The organism is Pseudomonas sp. PDM14, assembly GCF_014851905.1.
Lineage (GTDB): Bacteria > Pseudomonadota > Gammaproteobacteria > Pseudomonadales > Pseudomonadaceae > Aquipseudomonas.
On sequence record NZ_JACVAQ010000002.1, the window covers coordinates 364,845 to 381,895 of the forward strand.

General features: G+C 66.3%; 16 protein-coding genes. 4 read left to right on the forward strand and 12 right to left on the reverse strand.

Annotation, left to right across the window (positions count from 1 at the left end):
- Positions 1-2 precede the first annotated feature (2 nt).
- A complete protein-coding gene (locus IB229_RS14345) occupies positions 3-311 on the reverse strand; it encodes a class I SAM-dependent methyltransferase (RefSeq protein ID WP_192330080.1) in 309 nt (102 codons plus the stop codon).
- Between the two features lie 425 nt (positions 312-736).
- On the opposite strand from IB229_RS14345, the gene IB229_RS14350 reads away from it, so the two are divergent.
- A complete protein-coding gene (locus IB229_RS14350) occupies positions 737-1,681 on the forward strand; it encodes a triacylglycerol lipase (protein ID WP_192330082.1) in 945 nt (314 codons plus the stop codon).
- 53 nt (positions 1,682-1,734) lie between these two features.
- On the forward strand, positions 1,735-2,766 hold the full coding sequence (locus IB229_RS14355; RefSeq protein WP_192330084.1) for a lipase secretion chaperone: 1,032 nt from the start codon (positions 1,735-1,737) through the stop codon (positions 2,764-2,766).
- A gap of 55 nt (positions 2,767-2,821) precedes the next feature.
- Here the strand turns inward: IB229_RS14355 and IB229_RS14360 are convergent, their stop codons facing one another.
- Positions 2,822-3,256, reverse strand: coding sequence for a DoxX family protein (locus IB229_RS14360; RefSeq protein WP_192330086.1), 435 nt, complete (start codon positions 3,254-3,256; stop codon positions 2,822-2,824).
- 110 nt (positions 3,257-3,366) lie between these two features.
- On the reverse strand, positions 3,367-4,776 hold the full coding sequence (locus tag IB229_RS14365) for a transglycosylase SLT domain-containing protein (RefSeq protein WP_192330088.1): 1,410 nt from the start codon (positions 4,774-4,776) through the stop codon (positions 3,367-3,369).
- Positions 4,777-5,003: 227 nt separating this feature from the next.
- On the opposite strand from IB229_RS14365, the gene IB229_RS14370 reads away from it, so the two are divergent.
- A complete protein-coding gene (locus IB229_RS14370; protein WP_192330090.1) occupies positions 5,004-5,816 on the forward strand; it encodes a TatD family hydrolase in 813 nt (270 codons plus the stop codon).
- Position 5,817: 1 nt separating this feature from the next.
- Here the strand turns inward: IB229_RS14370 and IB229_RS14375 are convergent, their stop codons facing one another.
- From IB229_RS14375 to IB229_RS14405, 7 genes are all read right to left on the reverse strand, one after another.
- Complete coding sequence (locus tag IB229_RS14375) at positions 5,818-6,615, reverse strand: acyl-CoA thioesterase (protein WP_192330092.1); 798 nt, start codon at positions 6,613-6,615, stop codon at positions 5,818-5,820.
- Positions 6,616-6,709: 94 nt separating this feature from the next.
- A complete protein-coding gene (locus IB229_RS14380; RefSeq protein WP_192330094.1) occupies positions 6,710-7,495 on the reverse strand; it encodes a CHAD domain-containing protein in 786 nt (261 codons plus the stop codon).
- Between the two features lie 69 nt (positions 7,496-7,564).
- Positions 7,565-9,550: a DUF3488 and DUF4129 domain-containing transglutaminase family protein gene (locus tag IB229_RS14385; protein WP_192330097.1), complete on the reverse strand. Its 1,986-nt coding sequence runs from the start codon at positions 9,548-9,550 to the stop codon at positions 7,565-7,567.
- Positions 9,547-10,509: a DUF58 domain-containing protein gene (locus tag IB229_RS14390; protein ID WP_318652113.1), complete on the reverse strand. Its 963-nt coding sequence runs from the start codon at positions 10,507-10,509 to the stop codon at positions 9,547-9,549. Before IB229_RS14390 ends, IB229_RS14385 begins: the two co-directional genes overlap by 4 nt.
- On the reverse strand, positions 10,506-11,423 hold the full coding sequence (locus tag IB229_RS14395; RefSeq protein ID WP_192330099.1) for an AAA family ATPase: 918 nt from the start codon (positions 11,421-11,423) through the stop codon (positions 10,506-10,508). Before IB229_RS14395 ends, IB229_RS14390 begins: the two co-directional genes overlap by 4 nt.
- An 80-nt stretch (positions 11,424-11,503) precedes the next feature.
- On the reverse strand, positions 11,504-12,109 hold the full coding sequence (locus IB229_RS14400) for a flavin reductase family protein (RefSeq protein WP_192330101.1): 606 nt from the start codon (positions 12,107-12,109) through the stop codon (positions 11,504-11,506).
- Between the two features lie 34 nt (positions 12,110-12,143).
- Positions 12,144-12,422, reverse strand: coding sequence for a hypothetical protein (locus tag IB229_RS14405; protein WP_192330103.1), 279 nt, complete (start codon positions 12,420-12,422; stop codon positions 12,144-12,146).
- A 224-nt stretch (positions 12,423-12,646) separates the two neighbouring features.
- Here IB229_RS14405 and IB229_RS14410 point away from each other — a divergent pair, with 224 nt between their 5' ends.
- Positions 12,647-13,654, forward strand: a complete 1,008-nt coding sequence (locus IB229_RS14410) for a patatin-like phospholipase family protein (RefSeq protein WP_192330105.1) — start codon at positions 12,647-12,649, stop codon at positions 13,652-13,654.
- A gap of 46 nt (positions 13,655-13,700) precedes the next feature.
- Here IB229_RS14410 and IB229_RS14415 read toward each other — a convergent pair whose 3' ends face one another.
- Entirely contained in the window at positions 13,701-14,393 is a 693-nt protein-coding gene (locus tag IB229_RS14415; protein ID WP_192330107.1) for a response regulator, read from the reverse strand.
- Positions 14,383-17,049, reverse strand: coding sequence for a sensor histidine kinase (locus tag IB229_RS14420; protein WP_192330109.1), 2,667 nt, complete (start codon positions 17,047-17,049; stop codon positions 14,383-14,385). The genes IB229_RS14415 and IB229_RS14420 overlap by 11 nt, the downstream gene beginning before the upstream one ends.
- Between the last annotated feature and the right edge of the window lie 2 nt (positions 17,050-17,051).

The following is a 17,051-nucleotide window of genomic DNA, read 5'->3' on the forward strand; positions in this document are numbered from 1 at the left end:
GCTCAGCGCCGGGTGATCAGGCCCTGACGTGCCACCCGGGTCAGCTCGCGCACCAGTTCCTCCACCTCACCCGCTACAGGCGTCTGCACCACAGCCAGGTCGAAACTGTTGTCCGCGAAGCGCGCCAGCGACTCGCCGGTACGGCTGAACTGGATGAGGAAGCTGCGGCGCCCGCCCCAGCGCTTCGGCCAGCCGTCGAGATAGCGCAGCAACGCGGGTTGGTGGTCGCCACCGAGAAGGATCTTGGGATTGTGCTTGAGCAGCCCCGAGGTGATGGGGGCCAGGCGTATCTGCGGGAGTGCGCGGGTCATTTTGCTGTGTCTCCGCCTCGTGGGTCCGCTGGGCAGCGGTGAGAGGCGACACCGAACCAGCGCTTTAGCGGTATTTCGGAACCATTGATGGTCCCCGCGCCCCGCAAGTAGCTGACTAAATCGGCGCTGGACGGGGATGCTAGGAAATCCCCCTCCGAGCTGTCAAGACAAGCCGCTTGCGGGCAACCCGGCACAATCGCCACTGTGACCTCACGGGACACCCCGCGTTTCCCCAGGTAACACTTCAAGCAATCTCGTCATCCCTTTAACCATGCACCCTGCAGCTCAAACGCCTGTTTAGAGCCTGCGCTCTAAATTGGCATGTTTCCTGCCATACCTACCGCGCTGTCGTGCCCACCAAGGATGGATGGAGCTAGCCGCAAGGAGCTTGTCAAACTGCCCAATGACGTGTTGAGAGCGCCCCAATGAACAATAAGAAGAAGACGTTGCTCGCCTGCTGTATCGGCGCCACGCTGCTGATGTCAGCGCAAGCCCAAGCCGGACTTTTCGGCTCCACCGGTTACACCAAGACCAAGTATCCAGTCGTCCTGGCCCACGGCATGCTCGGTTTCGACAGCATCCTCGGTATCGACTACTGGTACGGCATTCCCAAGGCCCTGCGCTCCGATGGCGCCAGTGTCTACATCACCGAAGTCAGCCAGCTGAACACCTCCGAACTGCGCGGTGAAGAACTGCTCGAGCAGGTCGAGGAAATCGCGGCCATCAGCGGCAAGGGCAAGGTCAACCTGATCGGCCACAGCCACGGCGGCCCGACCATTCGCTACGTTGCTGCCGTACGCCCGGACCTGGTCGCCTCGGCCACCAGCGTTGGCGGCCCGCACAAGGGCTCCGAGACGGCCGACTTCCTGCGCCAGATCCCGCCGGGCTCGGCGGGTGAAGCGCTGCTGGCAGGCATCGTCAACGGCCTCGGCTCGCTGATCCATTTCCTCTCGGGCAGCCCGAGCAAGGCTCCGCAGAACTCCCTGGGTTCTCTCGAGTCGCTGAACAGCAAGGGCGCGGCGGTGTTCAACGCCAAGTACCCGCAAGGCATCCCGACCAGCGCGTGCGGCGAAGGCGCGTACAAGGTCAACGGTGTCAGCTACTACTCCTGGAGCGGCACCAGCCCGCTGACCAACGTCCTCGATATCAGCGACCTGCTGCTCGGCGCCAGCTCGCTGACCTTCAAGACGCCCAACGACGGCCTCGTCGGCAAGTGCAGCTCGCACCTGGGCAAGGTCATCCGCGACGACTACCGGATGAACCACCTGGACGAAGTCAACCAGACCTTCGGCCTCACCAGCCTGTTCGAGACCGACCCGCTCACCATCTACCGTCAGCACGCCAACCGCCTGAAGACCGCCGGTCTTTAACCCTGCGTCCGGGGCCGCAAGGCCCCGGTCCGTTGCGCTATTCGAGTACTGCCGTGAATCGAAAACTGTTGTTGGCCATCCCGCTGGTCGTGGGCGGCAGCATCGCGCTGACCCTCTACCTCAACCCGAATCCAGCCAGTGTCGCCCCTTCGCCAAGCGCTTCATCCGAACCCACCAGCAACCTCCCCGAAGCCCCAGCAGAACTGGCGACGCAGCAGAACCAGGCACCGACCCTGGCTCCCGGCGTGGCACCGCTTCCGCCCTCCTTCGGCGGCACCCAGGTGGACGGCGAATTCCATGTCGACGCGGCTGGCAACCTGCTGATTAGCGACGACATCCGTCGCATCTTCGACTACTTCCTCAGCGCCATCGGCGAGGAGACCATCCAGGCCAGTATCAAGCGCCTGCAGGCCTACATCACCGCGCAGCTGCAAGCGCCGGCCCGCGAACAGGCCCTGGCGCTGCTCGATCAGTACCTCGACTACAAGAAACAACTGGTTCAGCTCGAGCGCGACCTGCCGCAACTCGCCAGCCTGGATGCCATGCAGCAACGTGAACAAGCCGTGCAGGCCCTGCGCGCTTCGATCTTCAGCGCCGACGTGCACCAGGCGTTCTTCTCTGGTGAAGAGGCCTACAACCAGTTCACCCTGCAGCGCCTGGCGATTCGTCACGACCAGCGCCTGAGCGACGAGCAGAAGGCCGAAGCCCTCGACCAGCTGCGCGCCAACCTGCCGGAGCAGCTGCAGGATGCGGTAATCCCGCAGATGCAGACCGAGCTGCGCCAACAGACTGCGGCCTTGCAGGCCCAGGGCGGCAGCGCCGAGCAGATCCAGCAGCTGCGCCTACAACTGGTCGGTGCCGAAGCCACTGCGCGCCTCAACGAGCTCGACCAGCGTCGCCAGCAATGGACCTCCCGCCTGAACGATTACCGCCAGGAAAAGGCCCGTATCGAAGCCAGCGGCCTGAGCGACAGCGACAAGGAAAGCGCCCTGCAGGAGATCGCCGAAGAACGCTTCAACGAGCAGGAACGTCTGCGCCTGGCCGCAGCCGAAGAGCTGGCCAGCGAGCGCGAAAAGCAGAACTAGCGGTAGAAAAACGCAAAAAGGCCCGCATCAGCGGGCCTTTTTGAGCAGTAGGCGATCAGCCGGCGATGCGCCGGTCCAGGGAAAGCTTGCCGGCGCCTTCGATCAGCAGCACCGCACTGATCAGGCCGAGAATCATCGCGTACTCGTAGCCATTGGCAGTGATGAAGAAGCCGTTGACCCAGTGCACACTGAAAATCGCGACCAGCATTGCCACCAGCAGGGAAACCGCTGCAGGACGTACCAACAGGCCGATGATCAGGGCCAGGCCACCGAAGAACTCGGCGCTACCCGCCAAGCCTGCCATCAGGTAGCCGGGGGCGATGCCGATGCTTTCCAGCCACTGGCCGGTGCCGGCCAGGCCGTAGCCGCCGAACCAGCCGAAGAGCTTTTGCGAGCCGTGGGCAGCGAAGGTCAGGCCGGTGACGATGCGCAACAGGGTGATGCCGTAGCCGGCGTTGGTAGCGAGAGCGGATTTGATCAGTGCGTTCATGGGTTGCTGTCCTTGTGTTGGGGTGTGAGCAGTTGGTGAAGCACAGATTAAATCAATTAATAGATTATGAAGGCGCATTTTTACGCTAATAAATATCTAATTAATTGATATCAGCGTGTGCTCGCACGTTGCTTGCCCGGCTCCAGCAGCGCGCGCTCCCGATCAAACGCCAGGTAGTACTTGTTGACGCTGTTGACGTAGCTGACCACGCCCATGCCGACCTGCTCCATCGCCACCCGCTCGACCTGGAAGAACCACTGATTAGGGTTGAGTCCGCGGCGACGGGCCTCGGCCCGCAAGCCCTGAACCCGCTCCGGGCCCATGTTGTAGGCCGCCAGAACGAAGGCCATGCGTTCGCGCTCGTTGAGCTGGTTGCTGGCGAAGAACTTGCGGCGAATCATCGCCAGGTACTTCGCCGATGCCTGCACGTTGCCGTCCACGCCCTGGATATTGCCCACTCCAACGGCACGCGCGGCCGACGGCGTAATCTGCATCAGCCCGGTGGCGCCGCCGGCACCACGCGCCTTGGGGTTGAGGGTCGACTCCTTGAACGCCAGTGCGGCGAGTGCCAGCCAGTCGAGGTCTTGCTGGCCGGCATGTTTCTGCAGCACCGGGCGCACCTGCTCCAGACGCCGCAGGTCGGCACTGGCCAAGGGATAATGCACTTTGTACAGGCGCCGGTAGACGCGCTGCAGGGTGACATCCTGGTCGTCCGGGTTACGGTAGCTGGCGAGAAAACGATCGACGCTGGCGCGCAGCATCGGCGCATCGCGGCGCACGAACCAGCTCATGTCGCTCTTGTCCTCCAGCACCATGTGCTCATCCACCCGCAGTTTGGGCATCACCCGGGCCCAGCGCTGGGCGATCGGCTGCTCGACCACGGTGAAGGGATAGATACCGGCCTGGACCATCTCCAGCACATCCTCAACGGCCAGGCTCGGGTCAGCCCATTCGATGAGGATCGGCGCCAGCTTGCGGTCGGCCAGATTCAGGTTGAACGTGGCGATGGCCTCGCCCGCCGCACTGCCGGCCGGCAGCACCACGGTACGCCCGGCCAGCTGCAGGAAGTCCTGATAACGACGGTTGCCCTTGCGCGCAACGAACACCAGCGGCACATCCTTGCGAATCGCCGCGCTGGCACTAACCGCCTGGGTGTTGCGGGTATCGAGCAGCTCGCCGGGAGCGACCACGTCGCCTTCCCCACGGGCCAGGGCGCCGAGCAACTGGTCCTTGCTCCTAGGGACGATCTTCAGGCGCAGGCTGCGACCGTCACGGGCATTGCGGTTGAGGTACTGCTCGAAGGCCCGCACGCGGTGGTGCTCGCTGCCGATCACCTGGCCCTTGATTTCGCCCGAGCTGTTGCGACTCTGGTTGACCAGCACCCGCAGCTCGCCGCTCTTGCGCACCTCGGCCAGGTCACGCACCGGCGCACCGCCATGCCCCACCTCCAGCGGCCCGGCCAGGCGCGCGTGCACCGGCAGTGCCAGGCAGCAGAGGAGAAGCAGCAGAGCGCGGGTCATCCAGCCTCCAGGGGGCGCCTGGGAATGATCGAGGGGGCTGGCTGGATGGGCTCGCAGCCGCGCGAGTTCCGAAACAGCGGCGCGCAGCCTGCGGCAATCATTCGCTGGGCGCCAGTCAAATCGTGTATCTGACTTTAAATAGCATTGATAACTCTATGTAATTATTGATTTTATCAATAAACAATCGGCTTTGTTATGCTGGCCAGCTTCGACAGCGAGGTAGCACGATGCAGCTCATCGACATTGGCGTCAATCTGACCCACCCGAGTCTTGCCCGGGAGCGTGACGCGGTGCTCGCCCGGGCACAGGCCGCCGGTGTCTGCCAGTTGGTCCTGACCGGTACCAGCCTGGACGAGAGCGAAAATGCCCTGGCCCTGTGCCGTGAATTGGACGATGGCGGCCAGCGCCTGTTCAGCACTGCCGGCGTCCACCCGCACGACGCCAGCCAGTGGAGCACGGACAGCGCCCGACAGCTGCGCGCGTTGCTGGAGCAGCCGCAAGTGCGCGCGGTGGGTGAATGCGGCCTGGACTTCAACCGCGATTTTTCACCGCGTCCGCAACAGGAAAAAGCCCTCGAAGAGCAACTGGCGCTGGCCGTCGAGCTGCAACTGCCGGTATTCCTCCACGAGCGCGAGGCCAGTGAGCGCCTGCTGGCCATTCTGCGCGAGTTTCGTGACCGCCTGCCGGCGGCGGTGGTGCACTGCTTCACTGGCGAAAAGGCTGCGCTGTACGCCTACCTCGACTTGGACCTGCACATCGGCATCACCGGCTGGATCTGCGACGAGCGCCGCGGCACGCATTTGCATCCACTGGTGCGCGAAATCCCCGAAGGCCGCCTGATGCTGGAAAGCGATGCGCCTTACCTGCTGCCACGCAGCCTGCGGCCTAAACCGAAGAGTGGCCACAACGAACCGGCCTTTCTCACGGAAGTGCTGCGCGAGGTGGCGCTGCACCGTGGCGAAAGCCAAGAGAGCGTGGCCCGGCACACCACCGCCAGCGCACGGCAGTTCTTCGACCTGCCGGCACTGGCACACGACTGACTCAGCCGAATACGGTGACCGTCTGCCGGCTCATCGCCAGCAACTCGCCAGACGGGCTCCACAGCCCGGCAGCGATGTGCCCGTAGCCGTCACGCGCGTGCTCGATCTGCGCGTGATACAGGCACCACTCATGGGTATTCAGCGCCGCCACCGGCTGCACGAACTCGATGGTCCAGGTCAGCGAGCTGCCAGGGGCCGGCGCACTGAGGTGCGACAGCACCGCCGGTGGCCAGGCGTCGACCAGAGCCAGCAGATGCGCTTCGCTGACCTTGTCGTGGGAAATGTCGCTGCGCAGGCGCACCCAGCCGCCCATTTCGCGTGACGGGTTGTTGGTGAACGGCATGCCGCCCAGGCCCCAGCGCATGGCCAGAAAACGGGTGAACTCCGGCGTGACGTCCTTGATGTAGGGCAGCTCCTGGCACTCCTCCACGGCCTTCATCGCTGGTGCCGGCAACTGCTCGACATGCACTGCCGACTCGCGAGAGGCGCCGAAGCTGCCCTGCACCAGCGCCACCACCTGGCCATTCTGCACGGCCTTGCCGAGCACCTGGCTGACCGCCTTGCCCTCGCGCAGCAGCTCGGCCTCGAAGGCCACCGGCTCGCCCATCTGCAGCGGACCGATGAAGCTGATCGACAGCGAACGTACCGGGCGGCCGGGCGTCACCTTGCCACGCATGGCCTCGTACACCAACGCCGCCACCAGGCCGCCGAAGGTGGCCCGACCCTGCCCCCACAAGGGCGGCACCACGACGTGGTGCGGACGGGTGTGCACGGCATGCAGCAGTTCAGCAAAAGTCATTCAACGGTCTCCCTCGGATAAGGAATGCAGCTTAGGAGAAAAGCGTATCGACGCGGGAGGGTCACTCCGGCCAATTCAGCGGCGGAATTCCCGCTCATTCAGTGGCGGGATCAGCGGCCTGCGGGTAATGCTCGAGCAATTCCAGCAGCGCCTGGTCCGCCCGACTTTCGGCCTGCAGCATGCGTGTCTGCCACTGTTCGGCGCAGACCGCGAGCGTCGGCTCGGCCGAAACTCGCGTCAGCCACTGCAGCTGATCGTGCCAGTCGCCCAGCGCGCCCTGGGCCTTGCGCAGGGCCTTGGCAGTCGCCTTGGGCAACCCGACCAGTTGCGGGTAGATCTCCGCGCAATAGCGCACGCGCTTGATCAGCAGGCGCAGGCGGTGGCGATCATGGGCCGGATCGCGCAAGGCCTCGGCCAGCGTATCGCGCTGCTTGGCCATGTACTTGAGCACCCGTTTCTCGCCCATCCGCCACTCCCCCGCGGCGACACTGGCACGGCATTCCTCCGGCCAGTCGTCGAGCAGGATCAGCAGACGTCGCAGGGGCAATCCATCGAGCAATTGCCGATAGCCCTGCCGCACATCATCGGCATAGCGGCCAGCCAGCTCCAGATGCCCCTGGCGCTGCAGCTCGGCCATCAGCACTTCCAGATCACGCAACGGGCCGCTGGCCTGGCCCAGGGCCGCAGCGGCCTCCTCCAGGCGCGCACATTCCGGCTGGCGGCGCAGTGGCCGCAGCAAACTGCGCAGACGGCGCACGGCGATACGCAGGTCGTGCAACGCCTCGCTGTCGGTCGGCGCCTGCATTCGCGCCTGGCAGGCGTACAGACGCACCTGCAGCGTGATGACCTGGGCCTGCAGCGACTTCAAGAACTCGTACATCGAAACTCTCCCGAACAATCCTTCATAGGCGGCTTGCCTGGTTCATCTAGCACGGCGGGCATGACGGCATCAGGACGCTGCGCGGCGCCACGGCAACTCGCGACGCAGACGCCGCAACGCCGCGCGCAACTCGTCCGCCGCCAGCGTCGCGCCGGCATAGCGCTGCGCCTCGAAGGCACTGGCGAACGCCTGGATCGCCGCCGCCTGCACCGGCAGCGCCTGGCTCGCCCGCACGGCGAACGCTCGGATCCCCTCGCCCGTTCCTCGCCGCACGCCCTGGCGCGCCAGCAACCGCTCGAAACGACGCAGCAGTTGCTGCTGCGGATCACGCCGGTGCTGCCAGGGGCGGAACAGCAACAATGCCACCACCCCCAGCAGCACGGCACCACCACCCACCAGGGCCAGAACCAGGCGCCGCCACTCCAGCTCCCCGAACCAGCGGCGCAGGGTCTGCAGTTGCTCTTCGGACTGGTAGCCGAGCACCCAGCGCTGCCAGCCGTAATTGATGTTGTCCCAGGTCATGCGCAGGCCGTTGACCCAACTGACGTTGCGATAGCGCAACAGCGACAGGGGCGACTCTTCGAGGAAACTCTGCTCGGCGGAAACCGCTTCCTCCAGGCCCAGCTCGATCCGCTCCGGGGCGACCTGGAAGGTTGGGTCGACGGCGATCCAACCCTTCTCCGGCAACCAGTACTCGACCCAGGCGTGAGCATCGAACTGGCGCACCGATACGTAGCTGCGGTCGCCGCTCAGTTCACCGCCCTGGTAGCCCGCCACCACGCGCGCGGGAATCCCGGCGGCGCGCAACACGAAGGTCATGGCGCCGGCGTAATGGGCGCAGAAACCATTGCGCGTGGTGAAGAGGAAATCATCGATGCTGTTCTCGCCCACGGGTGGCGGTCGCAAGGTGTAGCCGTAGGGTTCGCGATTGAAATGCTGTAAAAGCGTGTCAACCAGCGCCTGCGGGCCCGCCGTCGAGGCTTTCAGCTCTTCGGCCCAGGCGCGCGCACGGGGGTCGCCCTGTGCCGGTAGCTGCAGGGCGAGGCGGCGCATGCCAGGTGCCAGTTCGGGGTCACGCACGGCGTCCGGCCAGGAGCTGGCCCGATAGAGCAGGTTCTGCACCACCGGTCGCACGTTCTGCAGACGGAAGTCGCTCATCTGCCGCACCCGCTCGTGGTCGCTCTGGCCGACGTCGAGCACGTACATCCACGGCCTGCCGGTGGGCTGCATGACGACGCTGTAATCGAGTTTCTCGCCGCGCTTCTCCCACTTCGCACCGGGGGCGATCAGGTCCCGCGATTGCGACCAGCGACGCCCGTCGAAGTGATCCATGGTCAACGCGCGCCAGTACAGGTCGCGGCGCTCGGGTACCGTGCCGTCGAAGCTGGCGCGGAAGGCCAGCCCGTCGGTACGGCTCAGCTCGGCGATGTCCGCCGGTGCCATGCTGTCGGACAGGCCACTGTAGGCCTTGTTCGGATTGGGCAGGCTCCACAGCGGGCCGATGCGCGGGAACAGCATGAACAGCAGTAGCATCAGCGGTACGGCCTGCAGCAACAGACCAGCGGCCAGCTTGAGCGTGGCCTTGGGCTGCACCGCAACACCGCTCTGCTGCAGACCGATCAAGGCGGCCAGTAGCGCGGTGACCGGCAGCAGGCTGTACAGCGCGGCGAGCAAGCTGTCATCGAACAGGTAGGCGGTCACCACCACGAAGAAACCGAGGAAGATCAGCACCAGTGCATCGCGCCGGCTGCGCAACTCCACCAGTTTGAGGATGAAGGTCGCCACCAGCAGCAGCACGCCAGCCTCCAGGCCGATCAGGCTGCCCCGCGAGAGGAACACCGCGATGCCCATGGCCAGCACCAGCACCACACGCTCCGGGCCGGACGGATAACGGGCGCGCATGCGAAACACCTGCACCCGCCAGCCAGCGCAGATCAGCCACAGGCCGATGATCCACAGCGGCAGGTGCAGCAGGTGCGGCAGAATCACCAGCACCTGGGCCACCAGCAGCCAGGTCAGGCTGATACGCGGAATGCTCGGTTCGACCCGGCTCATGTCGCTTCTCCGTACAGCGCCAGTGCGCGCAGGCAGGCCTCGCGGTGCGCGTCGCCGTAGTCGGGGCGTAGTTCCACTCCCGGTAGGCGCAGACCGTAAGCCTGCTGGCGGCTGTCCAGCTGCAGCACCCAGTGACAGAGCAGCGACAGACGGGTTTCCGGGTCGCCGCCCACGGCCAGGTAATCCAGCCACAAGTCACGCCCGGCCAGCGCGGCGAAGTCTTTGACCAGCAAGCCCTGCCCCCGCGAATAGGCTTTCCAGTGCAGGCGTCGGCGGTTGTCGCCGGGCTGGTAGGTTTTCAGTCCCTGGTAATCGTCGGCACCCTGGCCGACCGCGCGGACGCCCTCGTCCTCATCCTCGGGACTGCCGCCTCCGCCAAGCGGCAGATCGCCGGGAATCGGCAGCGGATAGACCAGCACCGCCTGGTCCAGGTCGACCCAGCTCCAGGCGACGAGGATGCCCAGCGGAAAACAGCTTTCCACACGAATGCGCTCCGGGCGCAGCCAGCCGCGGCGCTGCGCCTGCATTACCAGTTCGCACTCGCGCTGCCCTTCGGCGGGCACATCGGCCTGCTGCAACGGCTCCGGTGGCCAGCCCAGTGCAACCGCGTGATGGGCATGGCCGACGCTTTCCAGGCGCACGCGAAAGCGCGCCTGCTCGCCAACGAACACCGCGTTACTGACCCCGGCCTTGAGCACCAGCCCGCTGAAATTGCGGTAGGTGTGCAGGATGGCGATGATGAATACCGAACCGAGCAGGAAGGTCAGGCCGTAGGCCAGGCTGTTCTGGTAGTTGATCCCGGCAAGCAACAGCAGAAACAGCAGCAGGCCAAAGGCCGCGCCGACCCGGTTGGGCATGATGAAGATCCGTCGCTGGGTCAGCTGCACCTGCGCGGCGGCGGGTATGCGCCGCGCCAGCCAGCGTTTCCAGCGTGGTTTCAGACCGAGTGCCTCGCTCACACCGCAGGCACTTCGCGCAGCAGCCACTGCACCAGCGAGCCGCCGCCGTGACCACTAGGGTCGGCACGCTCGCGCAGGCGATGGCCGACCACCGAGGGCAGCACCGCCTGCACGTCTTCAGGAATCACGTACTCGCGGTTGGCCAGGAAAGCCCAGGCCCGCGCGGCGGCGAGCAAGGCCAGGCTGGCGCGTGGCGACAGGCCCCAGGCGAATTGCGGCTCGCTGCGCGTGGCCTCGACCAGGCGCAGCACGTAGTCGACCAGCGCATCACTGGTGCGCACCTGCGGGATCAGCGCCTGGATCGCTGCCAGCTCACTGTGGTCGAGCAGTGGCTCGATCTTCGGCAGCAGCTCGCGCCGTGCCTCACCCAGCAGCAGCGCCTTCTCCGCCGCACGGGCCGGATAGCCCAGCGACAGGCGCATGAGGAAGCGGTCGAGCTGCGACTCGGGCAAGGCGAAGGTGCCACCCTGGGTCACCGGGTTCTGTGTGGCAATGACGAAGAACGGATCGGGCAACGGCCGCGTGGCGCCCTCGATGGTCACCTGGCCCTCTTCCATGGCTTCGAGCAGCGCGCTCTGGCTTTTCGGCGTGGCGCGGTTGATCTCGTCGGCCAGTACCAGCTCGGCGAAGATCGGCCCGGGGTGGAAAGTGAACTGTCCACTGTCCTTGTCGAACACCGAGGTGCCGAGAATGTCGCCGGGCAGCAGATCGGAGGTGAATTGGATGCGCTGGAAGCTCAGGCCGAGAATCCGCGCCAGGGCATGGCTGAGGGTGGTCTTGCCCATGCCGGGCAGGTCTTCGATGAGCAGGTGGCCGCGCGCCAGCAGGCAGGTCAGCGCCAGCCGCACCTGCGGCTCCTTGCCCAGCAGAATCTGGTTAACGGCGTGCAGAACGGCATCCAGCTTGGTACGCATGCGTCACTCCTTCAGGTCAGGCGCACGATGCTACTGCGCGACGCCGGGCGGGCATAGCCGCCTGCAACCTTTGTTGACGATTAGGGCCGTTGCAGACTCAGCAGTTCCTGCGTGCGGCAGTAGTGGCTGCCACCCAGGCGCCCGATCAGATCCAGGCGCTGCGGGTCGATGCGCCCCTGCTCGGTGAGCACGGCATCATCGACATGCGCCAACAGCACTTCGGCAAAGATCAGGTGGCAGTTCGGTTGTGTCCGTGGATACGGCTGCACCTCGACCACCCGGCACTCGAACGCCACGGGGGCGCCGGCCACCCGGAGCGGGCGTACGCGAGTCGAAGGCTGGCTGGCGATGCCGCACTGCTCGAACTCGCTGACTCCGAGGGGCAGCACCACCGAGCTGGCATTCATCGCCTCGGCCTGGGCGAACGACACCAGCTGGATGACCAGCTCGCCGGTGGCCTGAATATTCTGCAGGGTGTCCTTGAGACCGCCGTCGGCGCGGTTGTTGACGTTCACCATCAGCGTTGGCGGCTCGTCGCTGATCACCTGGAAGAAGCTGAATGGCGCCAGGTTGTTGTGCCCCTGCGGCGACTGGCTGGAGACCCAGGCGATCGGTCGCGGGGTGACGGTGGACGCCAGCCAGCGATAGGCCTCCAGCGGGCTCAGACTGCTGAAATCAATGAGCATGGCGCTCTCCTGGTGGCCGACGGCGACGCGCTGATCAGCGTCCGGCGCGCGATTCGCGAATATAGAAGCGGGCCTTCTCGGCCTTGGATGTGCAGCCCTCGAACGCTTCGAACTGCTGCTGGGTTTTCGCCCCGGTCAGCAGCGACAGTGCCTTGGAGTAGCTGACGGTGCCGGCGAAGCCTTCGGCCTTGGCGATGTCCAGCTCGCGCCAGGCGGCATCCAGCTGGTTGCCGCAGCTGTCGCGGTAGGCGGTCTTGGCGGCGCAGCCGGTAAGGGCCAGGCCGAGCACGAGCAGCATGCTGATTCTCTTCATCGGTGGAGCTCCTGAACTACAAGGCCACTATGGATAGCGACTGACCGAAAAAGTGCCGGAGGGGGCGACCTTTCGCGGGCTTCTGCGATGCAGCACGCAAACGTATCGCCGGCCCCATCGCAGCCGTCTCATGCCTCGACCGCTGCCAGCGGATTCTAGCAAATGGCCGCTTGGCGGCGCCTGGCCGTGCGGGTATGGTCGGCTGATCTTTTGGGGGAGTGACGATGAGCAAGAAAGTGGCGCTGGTGCTGGGCTCCGGCGGTGCGCGCGGCTATGCGCACATCGGTGTGATCGAGGAGCTGGAAGCGCGGGGGTATGAAATCGGCTGCGTCGCTGGCTGCTCCATGGGCGCTGTGGTCGGCGGCATCTACGCCGCCGGCAAGCTCACCGAATACCGCGAATGGACCGAAAGCCTCGACTACCTCGACGTGCTGCGCCTGCTCGATGTCAGCTTCCGACTCGGCGCCATCCGCGGCGAAAAGGTCTTCGGCAAGATCCACGAGATCCTCGGCGAGATCGACATCGAAGACCTGCGCATCCCCTACACCGCCGTCGCCACCGACCTCAGCAACCAGCAGGAAATCTGGTTCCAGGAAGGTTGCCTGCACAAGGCCATGCGCGCTTCAGCGGCGATTCCCAGCCTGTTCACCCCGGTGATCCAGGGCAACCGCATGCTGGTCGACGGCGGCCTGCTCAACCCGTTGCCGATCGTGCCGGTGGTGTCCAGCCACTGCGACCTGATCGTCGCGGTCAACCTCAACGCGCTCAACCAGAAGCAGTACCAGCTGCCGGTGATCGAACGTCCGGCGGCGTTCAAGAACCGCATCGACCAGTTGATGACCTCGCTGAGCACCCGCCTGCCCTTCCTCAAGCGCGAGCCTGGCGAAGAACTGCAGATCGCCACCGAGATCGAGGAAAGCAATCCCTGGATCGAAAGCACCATACCGGCGGCCAAGGCCGAGGAAGAAGGCGCGCCAAAATCGGCGAGCAATTCGAAGGTGCTCAGCAACGTCGGCCCGGCCTCGCTGCTGGAGCTGGTCAACCAGAGTTTCGAGGTGATGCAGACCTCGCTGGCGCAGTACAAGATCGCCGGCTACCCGCCGGACATTCTGATCAACGTGCCGCGCCGGGTGTGCCGTTTCTTCGAGTTCCACAAGGCGCCGGAGCTGATCCAGCTCGGCCGGCAGATCGCCAGCGACACCCTCGACAAGTACGAGCGCAACCATTCCTGATGATCGCAGGGTGCGCACGGCGCACCCTGCGGTGATGGCTCGCTCACTACAGCGCCAGCAGGCGGTAGCCGACACCGGCCTCGGTGACGATGAAACGCGGCGCGGTCGGATCATCGCCGAGCTTCTGCCGCAGATGGCCGACCACCACACGCAGGTAATGGCTGTCGTCGACGTGGGTCGGCCCCCAGATGTCCTTGAGCAGTTGCTGCTGGGTGACCACGCGGCCCAGGTGACGGGCGAGCATGGCCAGCACGGCAAACTCCTTGCGCGTCAGGGCGATGTCCGCGTCGTCGAGGCTGACCCGGCGGTAGGCGAAGTCGATGCGCAGCCCGCCACTGCTGACCACCGCCTCCTGCTGTTCGCCGCTGCCGACCTGGCGCAACAGCACGCGCACCCGCGCCAGGAACTCCTGAATGCCGAAGGGCTTGGTCACGTAGTCGTTGGCGCCGCCATCCAGGGCCAGCACCTTCTCGCCCTCGCTGGCGCGCACCGACAGCACCAGCACCGGCACCTGCGACCACTCGCGCAGTTCGCGCAGCGCCTGCTGGCCGTCCATGTCCGGCAGGCCGAGGTCGAGCACCACCAGGTCCGGTTTGGCCAGCGCGGCCTGGGCCAGGCCGTCGCCACCATTGGCGCCTTCGAGCACTTTGTAGCCCTGGGCGGCGAGGCTGATGCGCAGGAACTTGCGAATCTGCGCCTCGTCGTCGATCACCAGAATGGTCGGTTGATTAGTGCTCATCGGCGTCATCGTCCTCCCACTGGGGTTGATGCTGCAACGGCAGGTGCAGGATCAGGCTGGCGCCCCGGCCGTCGAGCCCCTCGCCCACGCTGACCCGCCCGCCATGCGCGCCGAGCATACCCTGGCAGATCGCCAGGCCGAGGCCGGTGCCCTGGCCGCCGCGGTCGCCACGGGCGGCGGTGTAGAACATGTCGAAGATCTTTTCCCGCTCGTGTTCCGGAATGCCCGGCCCCTGGTCACTGACCACGAAGCGCAACTCGTCCTCGCCGCAATCCACGGCGATGCGCAGGCGACCGTCGAGCGGCGAAAAACGCGCGGCATTTTCCAGCACGTTGACCAGTGCCTGTTCGATCAGCGCCGCGTGCACATAGAGCAGCGGCAATTCGGTCGGCACCGCGAGCTGCACCTGCAGCGGCGCCAGCACCGGGCGCAGACGCTGCACGGCGCTGGCAACGATGTCGGCCGGCGCCACCCAGTCCCGCGCCAGCTTCAGGCCGCCGTGGCCGAGACGGGTCATGTCCAGCAGGTTCTGGATGTAACGGTCCAGCCGCTCGGCTTCATCGCGGGTGCCTTCCAGCAACTCGCGACGGTCGCTCAGCGGAATCGCCTCGCCAAGCGCCAGCAGGCTGTCGATGGAGCCGCGCATGGCCGTCAGCGGTGTGCGCAGGTCGTGGGAAACCGAGGCCAGCAGCGCGCTGCGCAGTTCTTCGGTTTGCCCGTGCAGGCGCGCAGCTTCGAGGTCTTCAGCCAGCTGCGCGCGCGCCAGCGCCTGGGCCAGCGGCTGCCCCAGTGCGGCGAGCAAGCGGCGTTGCTCCGGCGCCAGAGGCCGGCCATCACGCGGGCTGACGCCGAGCAGCGCCAGCGGGCCATCCTCACCGGACAGCGGCGACCACCACCAGCGCCCACCCGGCAAGGTGCCCGTGCCGAGGCCGGCTGGTTGGTCGTGCTGCCAGGCCCAGTCGGCGGCGGCGCGTTCCTGTTCGGCGAGCAGGCGCTGCACGCCGCCCTCGACCTTCCAGATGCCATCGGCACTGCGCGCAAGCACGGCAATATCGAGCTCGCTCCAGGCAGAAAACTGTTGCAGCGCAGCGGCCAACACCGCCTGGCGATCGGTCGCCGCGCTGAGCTTGCGCGACAGTTCGAGCAGCGCCGTGGTTTCCGCCTGGGTCTCGCGCAACGCCGCCAGCTGCCGGCGCTGGCGGCTGGCCAGGTTGCCGGTCAGGGCGGCCATGAGCAGGAAGAACAGCAGCGTCAGCACGTCCTGCTGGCGTTCGATCTTCAACGACAGCAGCGGCTCGATGAACAGCAGGTTGTAGGCCAGGAACGACAACCCGGCGCAGGCCAGCGACGGCCCGAGGCTGCTGCGCACCGCCACCAGCAACACGGCGGCGAGGAAGATCAGCGAGATGTTCGGCAATTCGAGGAAATGCGCCAGGCCGCGCGCCAGGGCCGCCGCGGTGAGGGTGGCGAGCAGCGCCAGCAGGTAGTCACGCCAGACCGGCGGCGCGCTGGCATGCCGAGGCGCCGGCAGTTGCTGCGCATCGCTGTCGAGCACGCTGATCTCCAGGCCCTCGCCCAGCGCCAGCAGACGCTCCGCCAGGCCTCGCCCGAACCACCAGCGACGACGCAGGCGCTGGCGGCTGCGCCCGACCAGGATCAGGCTGGCGCGGCGTTCGTAGGCGTGTTCGACCAGGGTGCGCGAGACCTCGCCACCCCGCAGGCTGACCACCTCGCCGCCGAGGCGTTCGGCCAGCTGCTGCGCCGACTGCAAATGCGCCAGGCGCTGCTCGTCACGCTCGCCGCCGGTGTCGACGTGCACCACCGACCAGGGCAGATGACGCCGTTCGGCCACGCGACAGGCGTGCCGCACCAGGCGCTCGGCCTGGGCATCACCGTCGATGCCGACCAGCAACCGGCCGCGCACGGTCGGTGCCTCCTGGCCCTGCTGGCGGTAGCGCCGGGCCAGGTCGGCATCCACCCGGGCGGCAGCAGTCTGCATCGCCAGCTCGCGCAAGGCGGTGAGGTTGGTCTGGCTGAAGAAGGCATCGATGGCCGCGCGCGCCTGCTCCGGCACGTAGACCTTGCCGTCGCGCAGGCGCTCGAGCAGCTCGCGCGGCGGCAGGTCGATCAGGAGGATCTCGTCGGCTTCCTGTAACACCCAGTCCGGCAGGGTTTCGCGGACCTGCACGCCGGTGATGTCGCGGACCTGATCGTTGAGGCTTTCCAAGTGCTGCACGTTGACCGTGGTGTAGACGTCGATACCCGCGGCCAGCAGCTCCTGCACGTCCTGCCAGCGCTTGGCGTGGCGGCTGCCGGGGGCGTTGCTGTGCGCCAGCTCGTCGACCAGCACCAGCTGCGGTGGCTGGGCGAGGATGCCGTCGAGGTCCATCTCGTTCATCGCCACGCCACGGTACTCCAGGCGCAGCGGTGGCTGTTGCGGCAGGCCGATGAGCATCGCCTCGGTCTCGGCGCGGCCGTGGGTCTCAACGACCCCGGCACGCAGGTCGACGCCCTGGCGCAAGCGGCTCTGCGCCGCCTGCAGCATGGCGAAGGTCTTGCCTACACCGGGCGCCGCACCGAGAAAGACCTTGAGCCGGCCCCGGCCATCGCGCGGCATGTCGGCTAGCAAGGCATCGGCGCGTACGGCATCACTCATCG

Coding starts and splice junctions, on each gene's coding strand:
- IB229_RS14345 (WP_192330080.1), bottom strand. CDS start 311: ATGACCCGCGCACTCCCGCAGATACGCCTGGCCCCCATCACCTCGGGG.
- IB229_RS14350 (WP_192330082.1), top strand. CDS start 737: ATGAACAATAAGAAGAAGACGTTGCTCGCCTGCTGTATCGGCGCCACG.
- IB229_RS14360 (WP_192330086.1), bottom strand. CDS start 3,256: ATGAACGCACTGATCAAATCCGCTCTCGCTACCAACGCCGGCTACGGC.
- IB229_RS14365 (WP_192330088.1), bottom strand. CDS start 4,776: ATGACCCGCGCTCTGCTGCTTCTCCTCTGCTGCCTGGCACTGCCGGTG.
- IB229_RS14370 (WP_192330090.1), top strand. CDS start 5,004: ATGCAGCTCATCGACATTGGCGTCAATCTGACCCACCCGAGTCTTGCC.
- IB229_RS14375 (WP_192330092.1), bottom strand. CDS start 6,615: ATGACTTTTGCTGAACTGCTGCATGCCGTGCACACCCGTCCGCACCAC.
- IB229_RS14380 (WP_192330094.1), bottom strand. CDS start 7,495: ATGTACGAGTTCTTGAAGTCGCTGCAGGCCCAGGTCATCACGCTGCAG.
- IB229_RS14385 (WP_192330097.1), bottom strand. CDS start 9,550: ATGAGCCGGGTCGAACCGAGCATTCCGCGTATCAGCCTGACCTGGCTG.
- IB229_RS14395 (WP_192330099.1), bottom strand. CDS start 11,423: ATGCGTACCAAGCTGGATGCCGTTCTGCACGCCGTTAACCAGATTCTG.
- IB229_RS14400 (WP_192330101.1), bottom strand. CDS start 12,109: ATGCTCATTGATTTCAGCAGTCTGAGCCCGCTGGAGGCCTATCGCTGG.
- IB229_RS14405 (WP_192330103.1), bottom strand. CDS start 12,422: ATGAAGAGAATCAGCATGCTGCTCGTGCTCGGCCTGGCCCTTACCGGC.
- IB229_RS14410 (WP_192330105.1), top strand. CDS start 12,647: ATGAGCAAGAAAGTGGCGCTGGTGCTGGGCTCCGGCGGTGCGCGCGGC.
- IB229_RS14415 (WP_192330107.1), bottom strand. CDS start 14,393: ATGAGCACTAATCAACCGACCATTCTGGTGATCGACGACGAGGCGCAG.
- IB229_RS14420 (WP_192330109.1), bottom strand. CDS start 17,049: ATGAGTGATGCCGTACGCGCCGATGCCTTGCTAGCCGACATGCCGCGC.